This is a genomic window from Yersinia sp. J1, assembly GCF_050586585.1.
Classification (GTDB): Bacteria; Pseudomonadota; Gammaproteobacteria; order Enterobacterales; family Enterobacteriaceae; genus Yersinia; species Yersinia entomophaga.
On record NZ_JBOBDP010000020.1, the window covers coordinates 33,121 to 54,172 of the forward strand.

A 21,052-nucleotide genomic window follows, 5' to 3' on the forward strand; every position below is an offset into this window, starting at 1 on the left:
GTAGATGGCGGATGGTAAACTGGAGGAAAATTCGACCAAAACCATTCCATCGCGGGCTTAAATAGGGTAAAAGGACGCCATGAAAATTCCAAAACGAATCCAACCCTTGGTTGATGACGGCTTGGTTGATGAAGTCATCCGCCGTTTGAAAAGTGGTAAAGAAGCCGACGTCTATGTCGTTCGCTGCGGCTCCGATATTCGCTGCGCCAAAGTTTATAAAGAAGCCGAAAACCGTAGCTTCAAGCAGGCCGTACAGTATCAGGAAGGTCGCAAAGTCAGAAACAGTCGCGATGCCAGAGCGATGGCGAAAGGCTCGAAGTTTGGCCGTAAGCAGCAAGAGGAAACCTGGCAAACCGCCGAGGTTGACGCTCTGTATGTGTTAGCCAACGCCGGCGTGCGCGTTCCTCAGCCCTATGCCTGTCTAGACGGCGTATTGTTGATGGAGTTGGTAACCGATGAAAACGGCTCGGCCGCACCGCGTCTGAGCGATGTTCCTCTCACGCCGGAGCAGGCGGTGCACGATCACGCCTTGATCATTCAATCCGTGGTCCGCATGCTGTGCGCCGGGTTAGTTCATGGCGATTTGTCTGAATTCAACGTGTTAATGGATGCGGAAGGCCCGGTGATCATCGATCTGCCGCAAGTCGTTAACGCCGCTGCCAATAACCATGCCAAATCCATGCTGGAACGAGATGTAGCCAACATGACCAACTATTACGGCCAGTATGCGCCTGAGTTATTAGGGCGAAAATATGCCAAAGAAATGTGGGCGCTGTATGAAGATGGCAAACTTCGTCCTGACACTCAGCTAACCGGAGTGTTTGCAGAAAGTACTCAGGCAGCGGATGTCGAGTCAGTGCTGGAAGAAATTAAAGCGGTCATTGCAGAAGAGCAAGAACGTCTGCGCGCCGCTCAGGATCCTGATTAATACCACGGGCAGAGCACTCCCTGTTGCTCTGCCATTTATTTCCCTCAAACCGATATTTTCTCTCCGCCTGACGCAACGCCAGTTTCGCATTTTCAGTTCGCCTCAGAGCGACACGGCCTCCACACGATTTTTACCCGCCTGTTTTGCCCGATACAACGCTTTATCTGCAATATCCGACATATCGCTGGCGGATAATCCCTCTTTCTTCGGAACCATCGTCGCCACGCCGATGCTGATCGTCACCTTACCTTTGGGCGACATCGCATGAGGAATATCCAACCGCTCAATAGAATCGCGCATCCGTTCAGCAACCAGAAGCGCTTCGTCATGGTTGCTTGGTGATAGCAGAACAATGAACTCCTCCCCGCCGTAACGCGCAATCATATCGGTATTTTCTCTGATGAAAGAAGACAAGGTCTCCACCACCAGTTTTAAACAAATATCCCCGCGAGCATGACCATACTGATCGTTAAAGCTTTTGAAGTTATCAAAATCGATCATTAATATGGAAAGAGACTCTTCGGATACCTGACTGACCTTCCAGGTTTGATGGTAAACCTCATCGAAATGACGACGGTTGGAAACGCCGGTCAGCACATCCGTCTGCGCTAAGGCTTTTAAAATTGATTCAGACTGCTTCAGTTCAGTTATATCGAAAAACGAGCCATACCACATCGTCGATCCGTCATCATGACGAGTAGGAAAAGATTCGCCGTGAAGCCAGCGCATTCCTTTATCCGGCAATATGACTCTAAAATCACAGCGCCAAACCGATAAATCACGGCGTGAAACCATGACTTCTTCTTGCAGCATGGCCATATCTTCAGGATGAATCAGCGAGAATATCGGATTATCTTGTTTCGGAATATTCGTCACCTGTTCTGGGGACAACCCGAATATTTTATGGATACCGTCACTACAATACTTAAAATAAGACTCTCCCGCTTCACTGAGATGATAGGCATAAATCATCGCTGGGATGTTTCGCGTCAACTTGTCCATTATTCTTTTGCTGTTTTCCAGCTTTATCAATAGCTCTTTACGCTCGGAAATGTCTGAGATCAGGCTGACATAACCAATGGGCTCTTTATACTCATTATTAATAACGTGTATGCTTAAATCGCCCCAAAAAGCATCACCGTCTTTGCGTCGATAAAGCCATTCGCTTGATTCAGGTTGGTTCTTCAACAGATTTTTTACGCAGCTTTGCTCGGCTTTGTTGGAGTCGACATAGATAACCTCCGTCGCTAATTTTCCTAAAACTTCTTCCTTTTCATAGCCAAACATCTTTTCTGCGCCAGCGTTGAAAATCTGGATACGATTATCCAGATCGGTCGTGATAATCGCTACCTGAGTTGCAGCATTAAGCAGTGATTCCAAATGCAGATTAATCAGTTGATCATTACCGGCATGTTTATGAGATCGATCACTTTTACGATAGTTGCCCGCTAATCTCCTGGCGAAGAGCCGCAGGCTATTTCGGTAAAAATAACGTAAACTCATAAAATTAACTCACCTATATTTAAAGATGTAAATAAAACAATAACGTTTCATTAAGTTTATTAATGATAATTACTGTAAATGATAGCATAGGTGACTGTTTTTTTATAGAACCCAAAGGGATGCTGAGAACAAGGTAAGTTGTGAGAAATAATAGAATTGTTTTTACCTATAAATATGATAGCTATAATCAATATGTTACACCCAGCTAATGCCTTACTTTTTAAATGGTCTAACGTAACCTATTCTTCCATCGCCATTATTACTACACTTTGTTTAAATAAGTATTGTTGAGAATTTTTTAGTATTAATTACAGCATTAAACATTACAGTAGTGATATATTTCGTAAATCCAACATTATTAACTTTAACAACCGTTACTCTCAATTTAAAAAAAGGGCTATCCGTCATATTAAAGTAGATTAGCCCATAGATTCTAAGCGCCTTTCTGAACAGTCTTGTGTATTAATTCGGTATTATTGATTAAATCGAACGGCAATGTGATCGGACATATAAGTCATCATCGCAGCTATAAGCGGGACGGCAAACAGCCTAACCGTACCGGTTGCAGCCCCCAGCACGGCGTAATCCAGCGTATTCCCCCCCTGATGCGTTGGCACATTGGGATCAACAACGTGGTAAGTATTCAGCATCGTAGTGCCAGGCAATGACAAGCTGGCGCGTAAACTATCCGGCGATTGGTTAAAATCCCCCATGAGTATCCAAGTTGCCTCCGCACGCCGCGTTAATACGCTGTTAGCCATATAGTTATCAATGAATTGCACAATCATCGCAGCCTCATTATGTTGATGCGCTCCAGCGTGAAGGCTAAAAAAATAGTCATTACCGATTCGAATGCCTAATGTTGGCCGTGCATTAGGCCCGGTTTCCAACGGAGGAATAATAAGGACTTCATCCGCCCGAATCCGCGAGGCAATAGCAATATTAACCCGATGCGCGTTGGTATCATGATCTATATGATAGATATAAATATTTCCGCCACGTCGTCCGCCGGGTTGCCAGAGCGATTCTTCAACGTCGGAGATCACACCACGCCGTTGTGGATTGACTCTATTTGGTGCCCCGCCGGCGATTCGTTGTAAATCAATGCCTCCTGGGGTTCCCGGACTGGGATAAGGGCATGCGGAAGGCGGTCTGGCCCCCGCCTCCTGAATGGCAACAACCTGGATATTTTCACGCAAAAACATATTGGCAATGCCGCTAACCCATTTAGAATTACTGGCCGCGCCGCTGCCCGCGCCTTGAATATTCCAGGTCGCTAATTGGTAGTCTGTCACTGAGGCTGATAATAACGTTGACCAATACAAGCCTCCAAACACAAACATCCTAGATAAAACACTCTTCATTATTCACTCCCTGTGGATTCACTCAGTTATTGAGCGGAGGTACGATGGTCCAGTAATGATAAAAATTGATCTCTTCGCATTTATCACTGTATACATAGTAATGGCTGATGCCAGGATGAATATAAAGGCATTCATTATTACTATTAAACCGCATAAGCATTCCGCCAGAGCTGACCAGTTCCAGATTGATTTGCTGATTTCTCAATAAGGGATCACAGGTATCTTCAATGACCTGATATTCTGTCCCGTAATATTGTAGGCATAGTCCTGAGTATCTATTTTTAAATGATACCGTACCATTCCTATTATAAATATATTTCCAGTTTGCATTTTCTTTCCATCCTCCATTAAGATTATATGCATAATCAGCAGATAGATATTCTTTTTGTTTGTATTCGGAACTGTAGACCAACGTGCCGCTACCAATATTATAGAGAGATACAGCCTGATTACTTTCTTCCAATACGCGCGATGATAAGTGTTCTCGGTTATCAGAACGAGGGATGACATTATTAATGTTGTGAGCCTCAGCATGAATTCTCACTGTAAGTAAAATGATAAATATCAGTGCCATGTTTGGTTTTTCTTTATTCATGATTTACCTTTAGTCCGTTTATTGAAATTTAGAACTTCCGTTTCCCACCCCATGCTATTCTCACCTCAGTTCAAACTGTAAAATAATAGCATCCGGAGCCTGGCATTACGCTTATCCGAATTAAATATCACACTGAAAACAACGTAATAAGCCTTACTAACAAATAAAAATAATCTCCTGGCCAATTTCAAATAAAAATCAAATTATAAACCCAATAATAACCATGCGAATTAATATAATATCGACGCATAACTATAAATTGAATATTTACCGTAGAGGATAAGTAGTCGAATGGCGCAACAGATAAATTAAGTGAATTACTGGCCTAATTTAAATTATTGGTCCATGCTTAGACTCGAAATATAAACCAGAACCTGAGTTATATTGGAAATTATTGATCCGAAACCGCAAGGAGATAGGCATGTCATTTAAATCATTACGTAATATCCCATTGGCTGGTTTGCTGCTGTGCGCAGCCACCGCGTCATTTGCTGCCGCTACCAGCCCGACTACGCCAGCGGATATGAGCTGTAAAGAGTTTATCGACCTGAACCCGAAAAGCTTCACTCCGGTCGTATTCTGGATGTTGAATGACGATACGCAATATAAAAAAGGCGATTTCGTTGACTATCAAGAAATTGATACCGTTGTAACGCCGAAGGTGTTTGAGTTATGTAAGAAATCACCAGAGAAGAAGGTCAGCGACTTTAAGCAAGATATTGTTAACTTCGCGAAAAAACACCTGTAATCGTTTTCAGAGACTCCCTCTCGGCCGCAGGGGAGTCTCTGTTATTTCTCTTTTATGGTTGAGTTAAATAGTTGAGCGATTAGGTTACAACGTCACTAATCAGGTTGCGTGACTTAACAACAACGCTCCCCTTTTCATCTCAGTCGAAGTGGACTACAGAGACTTAGACTTTAAGAATGCTGCATGGTCGACGAACATTTTCACCGGATCAAGATGCACTGGCACTACGCCAGCCGTTTGGTTGACCGCATCCATATGGTCCATTGAATAATTCGAACGAATAACTTTACCTAAATGCATACTAAAACGCCCTACCATGCCATCGTTCTGTTCTGCCTCTCTAATAAAGAATTGTGAACCAACGCGCATCGCGATATGCAGTGGATCAGCTGTATTCAACCCTTGCTCAAGAATCCCTCCTTGGATAAATCCACCCCATGAATAGTAATGAACGCCGTTTTCAACTTCCTTGCCTTCGCCCCCCCATTTCTCTGGCAGACCCTGCGGATATTTGGCGTTAAATTCCGTAACGCCTTTCGTGGTTAATGCATCCAGTGACGCAATAGCATCCTGAGGCAGTTCTGGATGACCACTGAGTAAAGACATTAAATTTGTGAATGTAGAGACAACCAAATTAGCCACTGATTCAGGCAGGCCACCTTCGACAAAGGCTTCACGAACCCGATCGGCAAACTCTGAACCGTGGTTGACACCGTTAACCGAAGTGACAGACGCCACCAGGTCAGGACGCATCGCGGCAGCATAACGGCAGGCTAAAGGCCCTTGGCTGTGGCCGATGAGATTCACCTTTTTCGCTCCGGTTTTATTCAAAATATATCGAATAAAATCAAGTAGTTGCTCACCTCTCGTTTCATTTGAATTGGTTGCAGAAACTGACGCAGTGAACACTTGTGCACCGGCAACTTCCAATGCTGGCTGGATTTTGAAAAAGTAGGGATAGCCCAGCATTTTGTCAAAACCAAATAGGCCGTGTACTAAAATAATAGGGTACTGTGTTTTTGTTGAAGTTTTCATATTACTCATCCTTGAATTAATTTTCATTATGTGTACAGCAATATACTGTATATATGCACAGCATTTATATGGTGGATAAAATACAACAGGAAAATAATGCGAAATGCGCAAATGATGACCAGCATCATGTTTGCAGCTCCGATTGTAACCCGCAATAAACACTTTAGTTACACTAATGAAACTTTCTCTATTTTCTTCATTGAGGGCAGTCAAAATTAAAGGGTTTCGACTTCATCATAACCAGCCATTAAAAAAACAAAAAAATATAGCTTTATTTACAATTAGTTATAAATTAACTGACGATAAAAATCTTAGAGATAAAGACTCGGGGAGAGGCATCTGTTTTGCCGTCTACTATGGAAAAACAGATGATAGATAAAATAAAATGATGATAAAGATAAATGCCAGTCCTACTCATCTGCGCCTGGCGCCCAACCTTATTTATAAACAGGTACAATATTTAGTGCACTTATTGAGCAATGGCCTTAATTTCGACCATTAATCCATAGTGCAATTCGGCTACGGGTACTACGCAACGCACTGACCGATGTTCCCCTAAACAATGAGCGTATAATTGATTGAATTGCAAGCACAATCCTTCATCGTTCAGATACCCCCGAATCCGTATCAACGCACTGCAATCGCAGCCACAACTAAGCAGTACGCGATCTATATTGTCGAATACCTGTGCCAACTGAGATTCAACTGGCTGATTCGTCAACGGTTTCCCTAGAGCAATTATGGTCAACTGGCCGAAAAGATAGGCCCGGCCGTCGGCGCAGGCTACGTGGCTGTCATGGCCTGGCGGCGGATTTCTATTAAGATTTATCAGGTGAATATCAGAGATTAATTTTCCTGCTGGATGAAGTGGGCAAAGCGGCTGAGATCCACATTTCCACCGGAAATTATCACCCCGACCCGTTTGCCGCGCAGGTCCAGCGCCTCCCCAAACGCCACGGCGGCCGCCAGACATCCCGTAGGCTCGGCCAGTATTTTCATCCGACTAGCAAGAAATTTCATGGTTGTAATTAACTCAGCGTCGCTGGCGGTAAGTATGTCGTCCACTCGTTCTTGTATCACCGGAAAAGTATAGTTTCCCAGAAATGGCGTCTGCGCACCGTCGGCAATAGTGTGCGGCGTAGCGATTTTCACAATTTTCCCACTGCGAAAGCTCTGCTGCCCGTCATTACCCGCTTCAGGCTCAGCGCCGATCACCAAACATTGTGGATTCAAAGCCTTGGCGGCCGTGGCGCAGCCAGATAACAGACCGCCACCGCCCAAAGGAACGATGAGTACATCCAGGTCCCCCACTTCCTCAAACAGTTCTTTCGCCGCCGTGCCCTGCCCAGCCATTACATGGGGATGATCATAGGGAGGTATCAGCGTTAAACCTCGTTCAGCCGCCAATCGTTTTCCAATCGCATCGCGATCTTCGGTATAGCGATCGTAGAGAATGACTTCGCCACCGTAACCTTTGGTAGCGGCAATTTTCACCGCTGGCGCATCAATAGGCATAATGATGGTGGCGCGGATGCCCAGTTTTCGCGCGGCCAGTGCGATGGCCTGAGCATGATTGCCAGATGAAAAAGTGACGACCCCCTTCTCTCGCTGCTCTGGTGTTAACTGCGCTAAAGCGTTAAAAGCGCCGCGAAACTTAAAAGCGCCCATGTGCTGAAAATTTTCACATTTGAAAAACAACGACGCTCCGGTTTGGGCGTCTGCCGTGGCAGAAGTGAATACCGGTGTTTTGACTACTTCATCGGCAATACGTTGATGTGCCTGTACAATATCGTCATATCCAATTGCGAGCCGGGGCATTTTCAACTTCCTTCATCAGTTGGGAGATAGGTATAAACTGTGGAGCGCGCGACCCCAAAATTGTTGGCCACGACTGTTTGCGCATTTTTCAAATCCATCAATCCTTCCTTGGCCAATTGCCGAACCACTTCACGGCGTTGAGCCGGCGTCAGGCCGCGTGGCGTGGTGTTCCAGGCCGTGGCGAATTGTTCCAATCGCGCACGCAGAGTTTCCAAACGCGGGGATTGCAGATTTTCCTGAATGTCATTGGGCAACGTTTGCGTCAGCTGCGCCAGACTGCTGCTAACGGCGGAGAACAGAGAAATATCCATATTGAGGCAGAGCGCACCAATAAACTCTCCTTTGCTATTTTTCAAACCGATAGAGGTGCTTTTGGCTGGGCGACCATCGGGAAACTGATTGGGGTAGTTTTGGAGCACTTCGGGAAAGTTAGGATCGGCTATGCGGCTCAACCCCAGTTCTGTAGCAGGTTCCCCCACTTCTCGTCCGGACAAATTATTAGCAATTGCCACAATGGCGTACTCCGGATGGGTTAAATCGTGCAGCACGAATTCCACCAGCGGCGCAAAAGTGTTTCCTAAGGCTTCGACAATTTTTTTGCTCTCTCGAAGTAAGAGCTGGTCTTCTGTAAGTTTCATTTCTGAATTATTGTCATTAAGTGACATAATGTCAAATACTGACAATAATTACCGTCCACATATTTTTAGGCAATAAAAAAGCTGCACCAGGCAGCTTTTTACAGAGTTCCATTTCACCTATCGCACATCATCATAGGTGAAATAAATAGAGGCTATTTCGCTTGTTCACTCAGTGAAATCGAGCTTTTTAACGCCTGATCCTGCTGATGACGTTCCAAAGCGAGTTCAATCAGTGTAGTGATAAGCTCGGTAGAATTGATGCCAGTGGCGCGCCACAGCTTCGGATACATACTGATGTTGGTAAAACCAGGTAACGTATTGATTTCATTGATGACAATTTGGTTATCAGGCGTCAGGAACACGTCCACACGCGCCATACCCAAACACTCCAGAGTACGGAACGCTTCCACAGCTACGGCGCGAATATTATCGCTGATGTGTGGCTCCAGAACCGCCGGAATCACAACCTGAGCACCGCTGTCGCTAATATATTTGGTATCGTAAGAATAAAATTCATCGCTGATCACCACTTCGCCACACAGGCTGGCTTTCGGGCGATCGTTTCCCAATACCGCACATTCGATTTCACGCCCAACAATAGCCGATTCAACCAATACTTTATGGTCAAAACTGAAGGCCAGCTCGACCGCATGGGCAAATTCTACGGCATTACGAACTTTACTGACCCCAACGGAAGATCCCTGATTAGCCGGTTTGATAAACAGCGGCAACCCCAGTTTCTCCTGCACTTGCTCAAAAGTGTATTGGTGACGATTGGCGCGGGTTAAAGTGATAAACGGCGCAACGTTCAGCCCGGCATCCCGCAGCAGGCGCTTGGTCACGTCTTTATCCATACTGGCAGCCGAACCGACTACGCCAGAGCCGACAAAGGGAATGTTCGCCATGCGAAGCAAGCCCTGCAAAGAGCCATCTTCGCCTAGCGTACCGTGAACAATAGGGAAGACTACGTCCAGTTGCGTCAACGCTGCGGCATTACTTGCATCAATCAGTTGATGCTGTCGTTGGCCCGGCACCAAAGCGACGTTTTGATTCGAGTGATTCAGGGCGATCAACGCAGGGTTTTCCGCGTGTAACAGATAGCTCGACGCATCGTTAATATGCCACTGGCCCTGTTTATCAATGCCTAACAAGGTGACTTCAAATTTTTCCGTATCTACGGCATCAACAATATTTTTAGCCGATTGCAATGACACTTCATGCTCAGCCGACTTGCCACCAAAAATGACCCCAACCCGTATTTTCGTCACGCCAGATTCCTTCTTCAACCCATTACCAACCGATAAGTAAAGTCATGCTAAAATTCGCACAGCAACATTGTTATTCTGCTTTTGGGTAACCCCGGCACGTTAGTTATTCTGCCCCCGATAAATGGGCGGCGAAATGTGACAATTCAGTGCTCTAACAGCAGGCTCATCACACTAATACAGTTTTCTGCTCTACGTAAGTCTTTCCTTGCGGAATAAGACAATCTTGACGCTGGAAAAAGCTTATTGCTAGCTAAATACTCTAACTAACCCAACCTTGGCTTGGTTTTAATAAATTTCAGATCGCAACCTGACGTATTCTGGTTAATAAAGCACCGCATTATTTTCCAGCCATCTGGCATAAAAAATTCGATTAAAATATTTCCCCTTTCATAATTACGCCGTTAGGTAACTCTCTCTATCCGTGTAATAATCCATAGACAGGTAGCATTTAGTTACCTTATTTCAGTGAGTTACCGTGTATCGGTGATTTCCACACTCTTTCTACCGTTGCCTATTTTATTTGGCTAGCGTCAGGGACTCAGACTATGCGCAGGATTTTCCTTCTTCTTTCTTCACTTATGTTTTCATCTTATTCGTTGGCGGACTGCCAGAGCTTTATTCCTCAATTGGCGAAAACACTACATCCGGAATTAACGCTAGCGCCGTCAAACCTGAACATCTGTAAAGTCTGGCCCTATGCACCGGATAAAACTATTGTCGTGATGACCCTGATTTCGGATATTCCCGAACAGTATTCCGATCAACCGACTTATGATGTCGATGTATTAGTGGTCGATTCGGCTACCGGTAAGTTAATCGCTCACCGCTACGATCAAAAAGCCATCAGCGATGATGCGATTTATACCGATAACATTAGCATTGACACCGCACGCTATCAATTAACGGCGGAGAACCGCGCCTTCGGCATACGCACCTACCATCGCGGTTCATCGCGCGTTAATCCAATCGCGGACTACGTATTAACCTTATATAACCTGCAAGATGGCAAACTGAATAAATTAACTAAGCCGTTGCAGATGGATCAATATAGCGGCGAATGGGACGGTAACTGTACCGGTGAATTTTCCGAAGATAAACGCACGATTTCCGTCGCTAAAACCCAGACTCACGGCTTTAACGATCTGCAAATCAATTCGGTCACCACTTCCCGTCGCAGCGAATTATTAAAAGAAGATAACTGTGTCGATAAAGAAGTCAAAGTGAGGAAAAACAGTATGCTGTTGAAATACAACGGCACAGAATATTCAGTTCCTCAAAAAGCGTTAAGTTTTTATCCGTTTTAGCGAAAGCCCCTTTTTGTCAGCACAGCGCTGGGCATGCACCATGCCCAGCGAAACTTCACCCTGAATTTAACGCTAATATTTCAACGAGATAATCAACATGACGGAACAACAGCGCGCGCCTTTAGCCATTGGCATCGATTTAGGCACGACCAATAGCCTGATTAGCGTTTGGCAAGAGGGGCAAGCGGTACTGATTCCCAACGCCTTAAACGAGTTTTTGACCCCATCGGTGGTCAGTATCGACGAGGACGGCTCTATTTTGGTGGGACGCGCCGCGCTTTCTCGCCTGACCACTCATCCAGAAAGGTCAGCCTCAGTGTTTAAACGCTATATGGGCAGCAAAAAGCAGTTCAAACTGGCTCAGCAAAACTTCGATGCGCCCGAACTGTCCGCTCTGGTGCTGAAATCCCTGAAGGCCGATGCAGAAAACTATCTCGGCCAACCGGTTAGCGACGTTGTGATTTCAGTTCCGGCCTATTTCAGTGATGAACAGCGCAAGCAAACCCGTTTTGCCGCTGAGCTGTCGGGGCTGAATGCGGTTCGGTTGATCAACGAGCCGACCGCCGCGTCCATGGCTTACGGTTTGCATACTCAGAATCACGGGCGCACTTTAGTGTTCGATTTGGGCGGTGGAACCTTCGATATTACCGTTCTGGAATACGCATTACCGCTGATCGAAGTTCAGGGTTCCGCCGGTGACAACTATCTGGGGGGCGAAGACTTCACTCAGGCGTTGATAAATGCGGCGCTGAAAGAGTGGCAATTGTCTGCCGAATCGATACCGGCAACGGATTTGTCTCGCCTCTACCACAGCGCCGAACAGCTGAAATATCAGTTCAATGGGCAAACGGCCCGCTACGAATTAAGCTGGCACTGGCAAGACAAGCATTGGTGTATGGCTCTGGATGAGCTACGTATTGAAGACATCTGGCTACCGCTGATCAATCGCCTGCGGGCGCCTATCGAACAGGCGTTGCACGATGCACGTTTGCAGCCACAGCAGTTGGATCATTTGGTGTTGGTCGGCGGCGCATCACGGATGAACATCATTCAGAAACTCGTGGTACGTTTATTCGGCAAACTGCCACATCAGCACCTCGATCCTAGCACTATTGTGGCGTTAGGTGCCGCCGCGCAGGCCGCCTGTCGTTTACGTAATGAAGATATCGAAGAAGTTATTTTGACCGATGTGTGCCCCTACACCCTAGGTATTGCTACCGCCGAGGAGAAACGCAGCGGTATTTTCTCACCGATTCTGGAACGAAATACCGTAGTACCCACTTCGCGGGTGGAGACTTACTCCACTCGCTATCCGAATCAAAAAGCCATCAGTATTGCCATTTATCAAGGGGAAAGTCCTCACGTAGATAACAATATCTTTATCGATGAGTTTGAAGTTCCAGTTCAGCCTAACGGACGCCTGCAATCTCTCGATGTGCGCTTCAGTTACGATATCAACGGGTTGTTAGAGGTGGACGTGAATATTCCAGACAGCGGCGGCACTTTTAGCAAAGTCATCGACCATAGCCCAACCGGACTGACAGAGCAGCAGCGTCGGGAAAGCCATCAACGTCTCAACTGCCTGAAAATCCATCCTCGCGACAGTCTGCACAATCGGGCGTTATTAGCGCGTATTGAGAAAGCCTGGGCGCAGACGTTAGGTGACCCGCGCAGGCAAATTGGCATTTGGTTACGGGAGTTCGAGACGGTGTTGGCCGGGCAGGATGAAGAGGTTATCGCGCCGATTCGTCAACGATTGGAACAGTTTCTCGACGATATGCAGCTATAAACCATTTAGGACTCAAGCGAGATATGTAGCTTAAACCGATCGTAACTTAAGCGAATTGCGACTTAAGCCCTATGCCGCGATAGCAGAGACGAAAACGCGGGAGGCACCTGCGACGGTGCCTCCCCTCGGTTATTCGCCATTGCCCGCTGGCGGCCCGCTATGGGTAAATCCAGGATAACTTTTACCGAAGAAAAACAGCAGCAACGGGAATAGGGTTAGCATACTGACCAAAGCCTGAAGGCGCGGGGATTCCTGATTGAGATCGTTGGCGCGACGAGTCAGACCGCTAAACAGATTTCCCACCATCAGGACAGAAAGTAGCAACGTATTAGGCAAAGTATCCAGCAGCACTATATCGCCAACCAAGCTAATCAGCAGGGTTCCACCCGCCACTTGCTTCACTAATCCTCCGCGGCCCAGGCGCGTTTTCAAACGCCAGAACTGCCAAAAGCGACTCACCTGACGCGGCGCATTTTTGAAACCGGCTAAACGCTCTCGCCCTAATTGTACCAACATAATGGCGGTTAATCGCAGCGCCGGATCTTCCTCTTCATCTTGCGCCCAAAGTAGCCATTCATCGCTCAATGATTGTTCCGGCAGATAGTCCGGGTTGTCATAAAAACGGAAATTACCGGTAGCCAGACTCAGTAAGCGTGGATTTTCCTTCAGTAACGCTGTTTTAGATTCCAGATGCGGCGGCGTGATATCCACGATCATTTTTTTAAACGCCGCTTCATCCCGGGTTTCCGTCTGTTGCTCTTGCAACGCTGCCACATAATCATACACACCGTGGTAGGAGAAGAAAGCCCACAGCAATGATTTATGAGGCATCGGCGATTGCGCCATCAGAGACTGCCACTTAGCCTGATAAAAATCGCAACCGCTAACGTGCGCGCAATACTGATAGTGAGCCACATAATCATCCACCGTCAGCGGCAAATGCGTCCAGCAAAGATAGTGGAGCCGGTCTTCCATGCGTAACTGATGTTTTAACTGCTCAACCCCGTTGCCCCGAGTCAAATCGACTCGTTTAAACGCTCGAAACAGCGAAAAAGCCAAATGCTGCGGCGGTAGAAGGCGTGAATCAGCCTGACAGATCGTCGCCATTTGATCATCGGCAAATCCCAGCATCAATATCAGCAAGATACCCTGACGGAAATCATCACGATGAGAAATATTTTGCGGCGCGGGTAGCTCGATTTTATCCATTGTAGACAAGAATGTGAGCCAATCCTTAATCGGTTCCAGTTTGGGCTGGTACAACTCGCTTTCATATAAATGTGCGAGATTCAACGCAGGTAAATGACGCCATTGCCACAACCACATTTGGCACTGACGGATCGCCGTTTCCTGACCCAATATTGACGGCATTGGTTGATCCTGCGGACTATTCAGCCAATGAATTAACCCGGCGATCACTGTGGAATGTGTTAGCCAATCCAATCGTTGGGCAGCCTGTCGCTGTAATCCATGTAAAATCAGGGCTGCCAGCGGCGAATCCGGCTGCGGTTCATCCAGAATATCCTGTAATAACGCTTCGTTCCCCAGTGCTAACATGCTGGCGTGCCAATACAAACGGTCGATCTCATTCTCACCGCGATTATTCAGCAAATGCGGGTACATACTCTCTAACCGATGCGCGCCCGATTTCCATTTCACCAGCGCTTCCCCTTGCGGAGAAAACGTCAGCTGCGATGCATTTCCCCAACGCACCTGCGTCTGAATCGATTGGGTCGGCCTCAGATATTGCTGCTCATCGTCATCGATTTCCATCGAGGTATCAGCCGGATAACTGGGGCGATCCAACGCCTGAATCAGCAATGGCAACATTTCCGGCTGCTCGCGGCGACACCAGGACAACATGCCCTGCTCGGCTTCAGCATGTTGATCTAACTGATACAAGGCCATCCAGTGAGCTATCGCCTGCTCGCCGTCGCCCAGTAAATTGGCATGGCGAGCGCACAGGTACAGCCAGTCCGCATCTCGCGGAGATTCTGCCAGTTTTGCCTGACAAAGGTCCCGCAGCCACGGGCTGGGGATTTCGGCTAAACTGAACCAACGAGCCATTTGCTGTAATAATTGCTGACAATCTGGCCAGAATATCGCTACCGGCATCAACAACCAGCGCCGTAACGCCGCGGCAGGCTGTTCCCAATAAAGCTGGCGCGCATGATGGAAATAAACCACAGTTTCCACCTGTGCGGGCAAACTCATCGACGACAGCAAGGAAAAATCGAACATATCTTCACGATAGATATGATTTAGAAATGCATCCATATCAGCCGCAGCTTGTAACGATATTTCATCTAGCCTCTTGCGCCATTGCAAACGTTCCGCCAGCAGCCGGACACAGTTAGCGGAAAGCGCAGCCCCCTGGTGAACGCGCCCTAACAGCGGCCAACGTAAACGATCGACTATTGTCACGCTGTATTGATCAAGATGATAAATGAAACGATGCCAGCTCTCCGGCTGATAGCGCTCGGTCGGATTGACTAATAGCTCATCGAATTCGCTCAGCAGACGTTGAATCGCCGGATAATCCTCATCGATAAACTCATCGTCGTCGTCGTCCTCATCTTCTTCAGAATCTGACTCATTATTGATGACGCTTATCCGTTGTTCACTCTCTGTGACATTATTCTGGTTCCACAGGGAACGGGAAATCACCGGTTTCTCCGCCCAGCGGCGCGCCTCATCATAGGCCGCACGCAGTCGCTTAAACCCTTCAGGATCGCTTTCCGGATGGAAGTCAGGCAAACGCTGACGATAAGCCGCCTGAATAATCTCCTGATCTTCCGTTGGAGCCACGCCCAGCAGTGCCCAGCAATTTGTCTCCATCACAGATTCACTCCCTGTAAAGATTCTGGTCGTTCTATTTCGATTATTTCGATTTGCCACGGAAGGCGCTTAAAGGTCGGGTTTCGGGTGAGATACAATTCGCTGGCATACTCCATGCTAGCCGCCGTGCCGCTGCATTGACTGAGGGCAAAATTCAGGGTTTCCGGCGTGTCGTTATCTTGCGTTAACCAATAGGCTCGGCCAATCAGAAAGGCGTTATAATAACTTTCCCAATCACCGTAATAATGCCTAGCGCGTGAAGCAAATTGGGTATGGAACCACAGATTTTCCTCTTCATTAATCCAACGGTTGAGCAGCCCAATGCGGCATAAAAAACTGACGCGAGCCAAATCCCAGGCCTGAATTCCTCCTTCACCGCAAATTGCCGCCGTCTCAGCGACCAGATTGAGCCAAACCTGCTCTCGCCCGGTGCGTTGAGCCACGTAATCCTGCCATTCCCTATGGCTAAAGCGATGCCACATATGATAATAACCTGCCAAATGTGGTGCGTGGCCGTCATCGGTCATCCGAACGACCATAGCGATCAGTTCCTCGCGATTATCCACGCCCCAGCTCTCGGTTAAATCTACCGTAGTATCAAAAGGATAGAATTTAGGGCAATCATAGGCCGCCCCCTGTTCCTGGTTCAGGGCAACCAAAGGCGCAGATAGCGTCAATAACCAGCGCTGATAATTTTGATCAATCAAAGGAGTGTCCATTCATCTGAATTCGTTCTCGGTATCCGTTAGCAGTGAGCCACGAAAAATAAGGCATCACTGCTAAGATAAATGCCAGAGGCAAATTTGGGCGAAACGCCGCCCTTCGTATCAATAGTTAGCTTTAATTAGCTTTCGTAAACCCAGGTATGTTTAGGACACCCCTGCGGGCCGGGGGAAATTTGCTTACCACTTTCATCAAACTTTGTTTCGCACCCCCCTACAACCACGCCTTGTTTATAGATTCCGCGGCTTTTTACCTGTCCATTTGGGTAATAACAGATATTTTCGCCCTCTCGATGAGCCCCCTGATTATCCTTATACTCTTTCCCCTCGAGAACAAAAGCTTCAAAACCTTGCAGATGGACGCGACATTCAATCTGACCGTTCGGATAATAACTAGTCTGAATACGCGAATCATTTTTACCTAGCAGGGTTTCATCTTTTTTCTGCCCGTTGGGGTACCAGCTATTATTAGTTTGCTGACGTCCCCACAGATAATCTTTATCGCTCACTGGACTGCCATCGGGGTTAAATTCGCGCTGATGTCCGCAATAGCCGCTTTGTTCAAAACTATTACTGAATTGGCAAATGTTAGCCTCAATCAGCAATACACCTTTCTCATTGAATACCTGACGGATACCGGTATTTCTACCGCGAATGTAATCAGCAATTTCTTGAGGCTTACCGTTAGGGAAGTTATAGCGGAAGGAGCCATGCAGTTCTCCATTTAAAAATCCACGATCTGCACGTAACGTCACGCCATCTTCGTAATAAACAATTTCTCGTCCGTTTAGTTGTCCGTGTGCATAAGTACCACGAGACAGTAATTTACCTTGCTCGCTGTACACTTCTTTATCACCGGATAATTCACCAGATTTATAATTAGAATATTCCCGCAGTTGGCCTTTGGCATCAAATTTACGATATGCCCCGTCCCTTTGACCTTTGCTCAGCACTAGCTCTTCGCGACCGCCGTCTTCGGTCAAAATAAGCCAATCGCCGGTTCTGAGGTCGTGCAAATAGCTGCCGACTGCTCCGGGCATTCGCCAGTGACCTTCTTTTTCACCGTTTACGTAGTTTCCCTGCTCAGTAATCTTCCCTTTAAACTGTCTCTCGCTTGGGCCATTACGCCGATCGTTAACAAAAGTATCGAACCCCGTTAGGCCATAGTCTTCACTGGCTTCACCGTCACTAATTTCCCAACGCCCTTCGCGTTTGTCGTTCACCATCATGCCGGTGCGACTTGCTTCACGCCCGATGATTTTCCATTTACCGTGGCGTTTGCCGTAAACATAAGTGCCGAATAATTGCTCCTGTTCGCCGTTATTGATACTCCATTCGCCGGTTTCTTTCCCTTGTTTATATTGTCCGCGTGTCATAATTTCGCCCATTTGATAGACAATATATGGGCCATCTTCAGTACCGCGATATTGTTTAGGATCGGCTTCCCAGCTCATTCTGGCAATATGGTAACTTGGGCGCGCATCTTCTTCGCTAAATACCCAGCGGATATAAGTAACAGTCAGGAAAAGCCCTTCTTTTTGCTGGTATGTTTTTTTATAAAATACCGCGTCGGTAGAGAAGAGATCTTTAGGTTCAGGTATGGGTTGCTCGTCTTCATTAAAGTAGCTGACCAATTTCCCCTGCAAATGATCGATCGCGTCAAATTCCGCAATTCCGGTCGGCTGGTAAGTTATAGCGAGGTCGAATGGCGTCAATTTAGCTAATGCGGTTTTAATCATCACCGCCGTCGGCGCTTTTTGATTGCTGATAATCTTATCGAGGGCAGACTGCAATTTATCGACTTTAACAAAACCGCGACCATTCTCCCAATAGCGATAAGCTCGTAATTGATAGGCCTTGCCGGTTTTACTTAATACCAAGGTCAGCGGGCCAGCGTTATCCATATCGAAGAAAAAGACCGACTCAATACTGGCATGGCCAAAACGATCCAGCGTACGCTGTGTAGGATCCGGGTTAGCTTCGTCCTCACACAGACAATAATATCCGTTAACCCCATTGGCCTCTTTAATAAAGGCGATCACGGCGGTGCCTTCTCTGGCACCATAAATAACCGGGTGAGCCAGCATTTTGCCATCGAAGAAGTAAGATTGAGTTTCAGCTGCCTGAGCACCGCTTCCCAACGTCAACATCCCGGTTAATATGGCTATCCCTATACTTTTCATTTAACAATCAGCCTTAGCGCTCAGCAATTTTTAATAATTTATAAAATTGCGTGAGTGTATATGCCAAATCGTCTATTTAAGCAATATGATTAGTTGATTAACCAGTCTGCTGCCAAAACTGCTCTAATCAATTGACAATAAAAGAATAAAAATTTTGGATATGGCAGTGTTAAACCCCTTTATCTCTACATTTTTTAGTGACAGACACGGCGCTGAGGAATTTAACTCCCTAGCTCAAACGCCTGTTCAAAGGGCAAAATGTAGCATTTAGCTTAATTCAATTTTTATCGCCGCCATTCCATCTCAAAACACTGCAAATATTTTTGCGCTGACGGTGAAAAATACTCGCCCTCACGCAGCAAATTAAAATCATGGCGTAAATAAAATGCCAAAGCGTTGGGGGTTGAGGAAAGCCTCAGGGTATTAATACCGCGGGCAATAGCCTCCTGTTTAATAGCATCCAGTATCCGTGAACCCACGCCTTTTCCCTGATAGGTATCCCGCGTAAATACCGCTTCCACAGAATGATTTTTAAGATCGAGAAAGCCTGAACCAACGGGACAGATCCCTGCTTCATCATCTATAACAAAAAATGGATTGGCCATGATGACCGGAGGAAATCCCGATGGCATGACATCTGGCGTAAAAGCCGCAAGCGTGGCCTGATCATAAACGTTCCGACAGCCACTCCTAAGGGCATTATTTCTTAGCGCCCATAGCGCCTCGGCTTCTTCTACTCTGGCTTGTCTCACTTGCATAAACGCCCCTTTCTATAATGTCAATGTCGTCGTACCAAAGTATATTGCCCTATTGTGCCCATAGGGGCTGTGATTGCGCGTTCAAATAGCGTAATAGTTCCGCGAGATAAATCCGTTACTAATCATCAATAATAGATTTCAATGCAAACTGGAGGTAATATTATTCTCGTTGCTGATATATTTATCTTTACTGAGCAACAATAAGGTAAACGGAATTTAAGGGGAAATGAATGGACTTGAAAATAGTTTTTTTGCTGGCTTGCGCCACATTAGTTGCCGGATGTTCAAGCTCTTCCGATGCTGATTCTTACTATCAGTGTCACGATAAGACCTCAGCAGAATGTCGTGGTAAATATATGAGTTCTGGCCATGTGATAAATGAAAAAGGCCAGACTGACCGTCGAATGCAGCAGGTTCAACAACGCGGTCAACAGGACAACTCTACCGACGGTGGCGCTCGCTTTGGCTGGTAAGCCTTCAGTTTGCGTCTTTTGACCTCTACTGAAATCCTAAAAAGCCTATTACTCAGATAGCGCCGTCTGTTTCGGCGCTATCCTTATTTTCCCACTGGCGCAGTGCATTAAGATTAAAATCCTCTTGTTAAACTGCCCTGGAAAAACGCCTTAATAATAAACTTCAGTTTATCCTAACGACTTTTGGAGCAGATATGGCTCAGAATATTTATGATAACCCGGCATTTTTCGCTGGCTACGCACAATTGAATCGTTCAACTCAGGGGTTAAACGGCGCACCAGAATGGCCATCGATTGCCAAAATGCTACCCGACCTACACGATCTTAACGTTATTGATTTAGGTTGCGGCTACGGTTGGTTCTGCCGTTATGCCCGCGAGCAAGGTGCTCGGGAAGTTAAAGGTATTGATGTTTCCGCCAAAATGCTGGCCAAGGCCAATGAAATGACCGACGACAGCAAAATAAGCTACTGCCGTGAGGATCTGGAACAACTTAAATTACCGGAAAATAACTACGATTTAGTCTATAGCTCATTAGCTTTGCATTATGTCGTTAATCTATCGGCACTGTTCGACACGATTTTTCGCTCTCTTAAACCCGGTGGGAAATTTGTTTTCTCTGCCGAACACCCTATTTTTAGCGCACCGATCCAGCAGGGTTGGTTAACTGATGATAAAGGCCAAAGATCATGGCCGGTTAATCATTATCAGGCCGAAGGCAACCGCGTCACCAATTGGCTGGCAGACGGAGTGATTAAGCAGCATCGTACGTTAGCCACTTATATTAATCTCTTGATAGACGCCGGCTTTACTCTACATCGCCTTGAAGAATGGGGGCCTACGGCGCAGCAAATTGCAGAACAACCGGCATTGGATGAAGAAAAAGAGCGCCCAATGTTATTTTTGGTTTCTGCTACAAAATCTTAATGTGCCACTATTCCAGCTATATACATCGTCAGCGCAGGCCATTTAATTTCCTATAAAACCAGAAAACCCGCACAAGGCGGGTTTTTTGTTGGCAATTTTTATCGGATAGAAAACCGGGGATTTCTATCCGATAATTAGCCGTTATTGCCTGTCTTTACAGGA

Annotated in this window: 18 protein-coding genes; 6 read left to right on the top strand and 12 right to left on the bottom strand. The window is 46.6% G+C overall.

The window, feature by feature from the left end; genetic code table 11:
• The first annotated feature begins 79 nt into the window (after positions 1–79).
• Positions 80–928, top strand: a complete 849-nt coding sequence (locus tag ACQ4OC_RS17860) for a PA4780 family RIO1-like protein kinase (RefSeq protein ID WP_064517908.1) — start codon at positions 80–82, stop codon at positions 926–928.
• Positions 929–1,030: 102 nt separating this feature from the next.
• On the opposite strand, the gene ACQ4OC_RS17865 is transcribed toward ACQ4OC_RS17860, so the two are convergent.
• The 3 genes from ACQ4OC_RS17865 to ACQ4OC_RS17875 form a co-directional block, all read right to left on the bottom strand.
• Positions 1,031–2,431: a sensor domain-containing diguanylate cyclase gene (locus ACQ4OC_RS17865; RefSeq protein ID WP_064517906.1), complete on the bottom strand. Its 1,401-nt coding sequence runs from the start codon at positions 2,429–2,431 to the stop codon at positions 1,031–1,033.
• A gap of 473 nt (positions 2,432–2,904) precedes the next feature.
• The gene (locus ACQ4OC_RS17870; protein ID WP_430971468.1) at positions 2,905–3,795 is read right to left on the bottom strand and encodes a cytolethal distending toxin subunit B family protein; all 891 of its coding nucleotides are present in this window, start codon (positions 3,793–3,795) and stop codon (positions 2,905–2,907) included.
• 22 nt (positions 3,796–3,817) lie between these two features.
• Positions 3,818–4,390: a hypothetical protein gene (locus ACQ4OC_RS17875; protein WP_430971469.1), complete on the bottom strand. Its 573-nt coding sequence runs from the start codon at positions 4,388–4,390 to the stop codon at positions 3,818–3,820.
• Positions 4,391–4,811: 421 nt separating this feature from the next.
• Here ACQ4OC_RS17875 and hdeB point away from each other — a divergent pair, with 421 nt between their 5' ends.
• Positions 4,812–5,138 carry an acid-activated periplasmic chaperone HdeB gene (gene hdeB, locus ACQ4OC_RS17880; RefSeq protein WP_430971470.1) on the top strand — a complete coding sequence of 109 codons (327 nt, stop codon included), beginning with the start codon at positions 4,812–4,814 and terminating at the stop codon, positions 5,136–5,138.
• Positions 5,139–5,291: 153 nt separating this feature from the next.
• Here hdeB and ACQ4OC_RS17885 read toward each other — a convergent pair whose 3' ends face one another.
• The 5 genes from ACQ4OC_RS17885 to ddlA all read right to left on the bottom strand — a co-directional run bounded on the left by ACQ4OC_RS17885 (position 5,292) and on the right by ddlA (position 9,897).
• Complete coding sequence (locus ACQ4OC_RS17885; RefSeq protein WP_064517898.1) at positions 5,292–6,173, bottom strand: lipase family alpha/beta hydrolase; 882 nt, start codon at positions 6,171–6,173, stop codon at positions 5,292–5,294.
• 469 nt (positions 6,174–6,642) lie between these two features.
• Positions 6,643–7,020 (bottom strand): RidA family protein, encoded by a 378-nt coding sequence (locus ACQ4OC_RS17890; RefSeq protein WP_071925647.1) that lies wholly within the window; start codon positions 7,018–7,020, stop codon positions 6,643–6,645.
• Positions 7,020–7,991, bottom strand: coding sequence for a threo-3-hydroxy-L-aspartate ammonia-lyase (locus tag ACQ4OC_RS17895; RefSeq protein ID WP_430971471.1), 972 nt, complete (start codon positions 7,989–7,991; stop codon positions 7,020–7,022). Before ACQ4OC_RS17895 ends, ACQ4OC_RS17890 begins: the two co-directional genes overlap by 1 nt.
• Before the next feature lie 2 nt (positions 7,992–7,993).
• On the bottom strand, positions 7,994–8,629 hold the full coding sequence (locus ACQ4OC_RS17900) for a helix-turn-helix transcriptional regulator (RefSeq protein ID WP_064518565.1): 636 nt from the start codon (positions 8,627–8,629) through the stop codon (positions 7,994–7,996).
• A gap of 152 nt (positions 8,630–8,781) precedes the next feature.
• On the bottom strand, positions 8,782–9,897 hold the full coding sequence (ddlA, locus tag ACQ4OC_RS17905) for a D-alanine--D-alanine ligase (protein WP_064517894.1): 1,116 nt from the start codon (positions 9,895–9,897) through the stop codon (positions 8,782–8,784).
• A gap of 545 nt (positions 9,898–10,442) precedes the next feature.
• On the opposite strand from ddlA, the gene ACQ4OC_RS17910 reads away from it, so the two are divergent.
• Both ACQ4OC_RS17910 and ACQ4OC_RS17915 read left to right on the top strand, forming a co-directional pair.
• Positions 10,443–11,201: a hypothetical protein gene (locus ACQ4OC_RS17910; RefSeq protein ID WP_128821890.1), complete on the top strand. Its 759-nt coding sequence runs from the start codon at positions 10,443–10,445 to the stop codon at positions 11,199–11,201.
• Positions 11,202–11,298: 97 nt separating this feature from the next.
• A complete protein-coding gene (locus ACQ4OC_RS17915; RefSeq protein WP_064517890.1) occupies positions 11,299–12,990 on the top strand; it encodes a molecular chaperone HscC in 1,692 nt (563 codons plus the stop codon).
• Between the two features lie 129 nt (positions 12,991–13,119).
• On the opposite strand, the gene ACQ4OC_RS17920 is transcribed toward ACQ4OC_RS17915, so the two are convergent.
• From ACQ4OC_RS17920 to ACQ4OC_RS17935, 4 genes are all read right to left on the bottom strand, one after another.
• On the bottom strand, positions 13,120–15,831 hold the full coding sequence (locus tag ACQ4OC_RS17920; RefSeq protein WP_430971472.1) for a hypothetical protein: 2,712 nt from the start codon (positions 15,829–15,831) through the stop codon (positions 13,120–13,122).
• Entirely contained in the window at positions 15,828–16,535 is a 708-nt protein-coding gene (locus ACQ4OC_RS17925; RefSeq protein ID WP_235600989.1) for a DUF1266 domain-containing protein, read from the bottom strand. The genes ACQ4OC_RS17920 and ACQ4OC_RS17925 overlap by 4 nt, the downstream gene beginning before the upstream one ends.
• A 137-nt stretch (positions 16,536–16,672) precedes the next feature.
• Positions 16,673–18,733, bottom strand: coding sequence for a hypothetical protein (locus ACQ4OC_RS17930; protein ID WP_430971473.1), 2,061 nt, complete (start codon positions 18,731–18,733; stop codon positions 16,673–16,675).
• Positions 18,734–19,017: 284 nt separating this feature from the next.
• The gene (locus ACQ4OC_RS17935) at positions 19,018–19,491 is read right to left on the bottom strand and encodes a GNAT family N-acetyltransferase (protein WP_430971474.1); all 474 of its coding nucleotides are present in this window, start codon (positions 19,489–19,491) and stop codon (positions 19,018–19,020) included.
• 230 nt (positions 19,492–19,721) lie between these two features.
• Here ACQ4OC_RS17935 and ACQ4OC_RS17940 point away from each other — a divergent pair, with 230 nt between their 5' ends.
• Together ACQ4OC_RS17940 and ACQ4OC_RS17945 are read left to right on the top strand one after the other, a co-directional pair.
• Positions 19,722–19,964: a hypothetical protein gene (locus ACQ4OC_RS17940; protein WP_064517882.1), complete on the top strand. Its 243-nt coding sequence runs from the start codon at positions 19,722–19,724 to the stop codon at positions 19,962–19,964.
• Between the two features lie 194 nt (positions 19,965–20,158).
• Positions 20,159–20,890 carry a class I SAM-dependent methyltransferase gene (locus tag ACQ4OC_RS17945; protein WP_064517879.1) on the top strand — a complete coding sequence of 244 codons (732 nt, stop codon included), beginning with the start codon at positions 20,159–20,161 and terminating at the stop codon, positions 20,888–20,890.
• Positions 20,891–21,052 lie beyond the last annotated feature (162 nt).

Bases quoted from the DNA above. Each gene is read 5' to 3' on its own strand.
- ACQ4OC_RS17865 (WP_064517906.1), bottom strand. From the start codon at position 2,431: ATGAGTTTACGTTATTTTTACCGAAATAGCCTGCGGCTCTTCGCCAGG.
- ACQ4OC_RS17870 (WP_430971468.1), bottom strand. From the start codon at position 3,795: ATGAAGAGTGTTTTATCTAGGATGTTTGTGTTTGGAGGCTTGTATTGG.
- ACQ4OC_RS17945 (WP_064517879.1), top strand. From the start codon at position 20,159: ATGGCTCAGAATATTTATGATAACCCGGCATTTTTCGCTGGCTACGCA.
- ACQ4OC_RS17930 (WP_430971473.1), bottom strand. From the start codon at position 18,733: ATGAAAAGTATAGGGATAGCCATATTAACCGGGATGTTGACGTTGGGA.
- ACQ4OC_RS17860 (WP_064517908.1), top strand. From the start codon at position 80: ATGAAAATTCCAAAACGAATCCAACCCTTGGTTGATGACGGCTTGGTT.
- ACQ4OC_RS17895 (WP_430971471.1), bottom strand. From the start codon at position 7,991: ATGCCCCGGCTCGCAATTGGATATGACGATATTGTACAGGCACATCAA.
- ACQ4OC_RS17875 (WP_430971469.1), bottom strand. From the start codon at position 4,390: ATGAATAAAGAAAAACCAAACATGGCACTGATATTTATCATTTTACTT.
- ACQ4OC_RS17915 (WP_064517890.1), top strand. From the start codon at position 11,299: ATGACGGAACAACAGCGCGCGCCTTTAGCCATTGGCATCGATTTAGGC.
- ACQ4OC_RS17900 (WP_064518565.1), bottom strand. From the start codon at position 8,629: ATGAAACTTACAGAAGACCAGCTCTTACTTCGAGAGAGCAAAAAAATT.
- ACQ4OC_RS17885 (WP_064517898.1), bottom strand. From the start codon at position 6,173: ATGAAAACTTCAACAAAAACACAGTACCCTATTATTTTAGTACACGGC.
- ACQ4OC_RS17910 (WP_128821890.1), top strand. From the start codon at position 10,443: ATGCGCAGGATTTTCCTTCTTCTTTCTTCACTTATGTTTTCATCTTAT.
- ACQ4OC_RS17940 (WP_064517882.1), top strand. From the start codon at position 19,722: ATGGACTTGAAAATAGTTTTTTTGCTGGCTTGCGCCACATTAGTTGCC.
- hdeB (WP_430971470.1), top strand. From the start codon at position 4,812: ATGTCATTTAAATCATTACGTAATATCCCATTGGCTGGTTTGCTGCTG.
- ACQ4OC_RS17935 (WP_430971474.1), bottom strand. From the start codon at position 19,491: ATGCAAGTGAGACAAGCCAGAGTAGAAGAAGCCGAGGCGCTATGGGCG.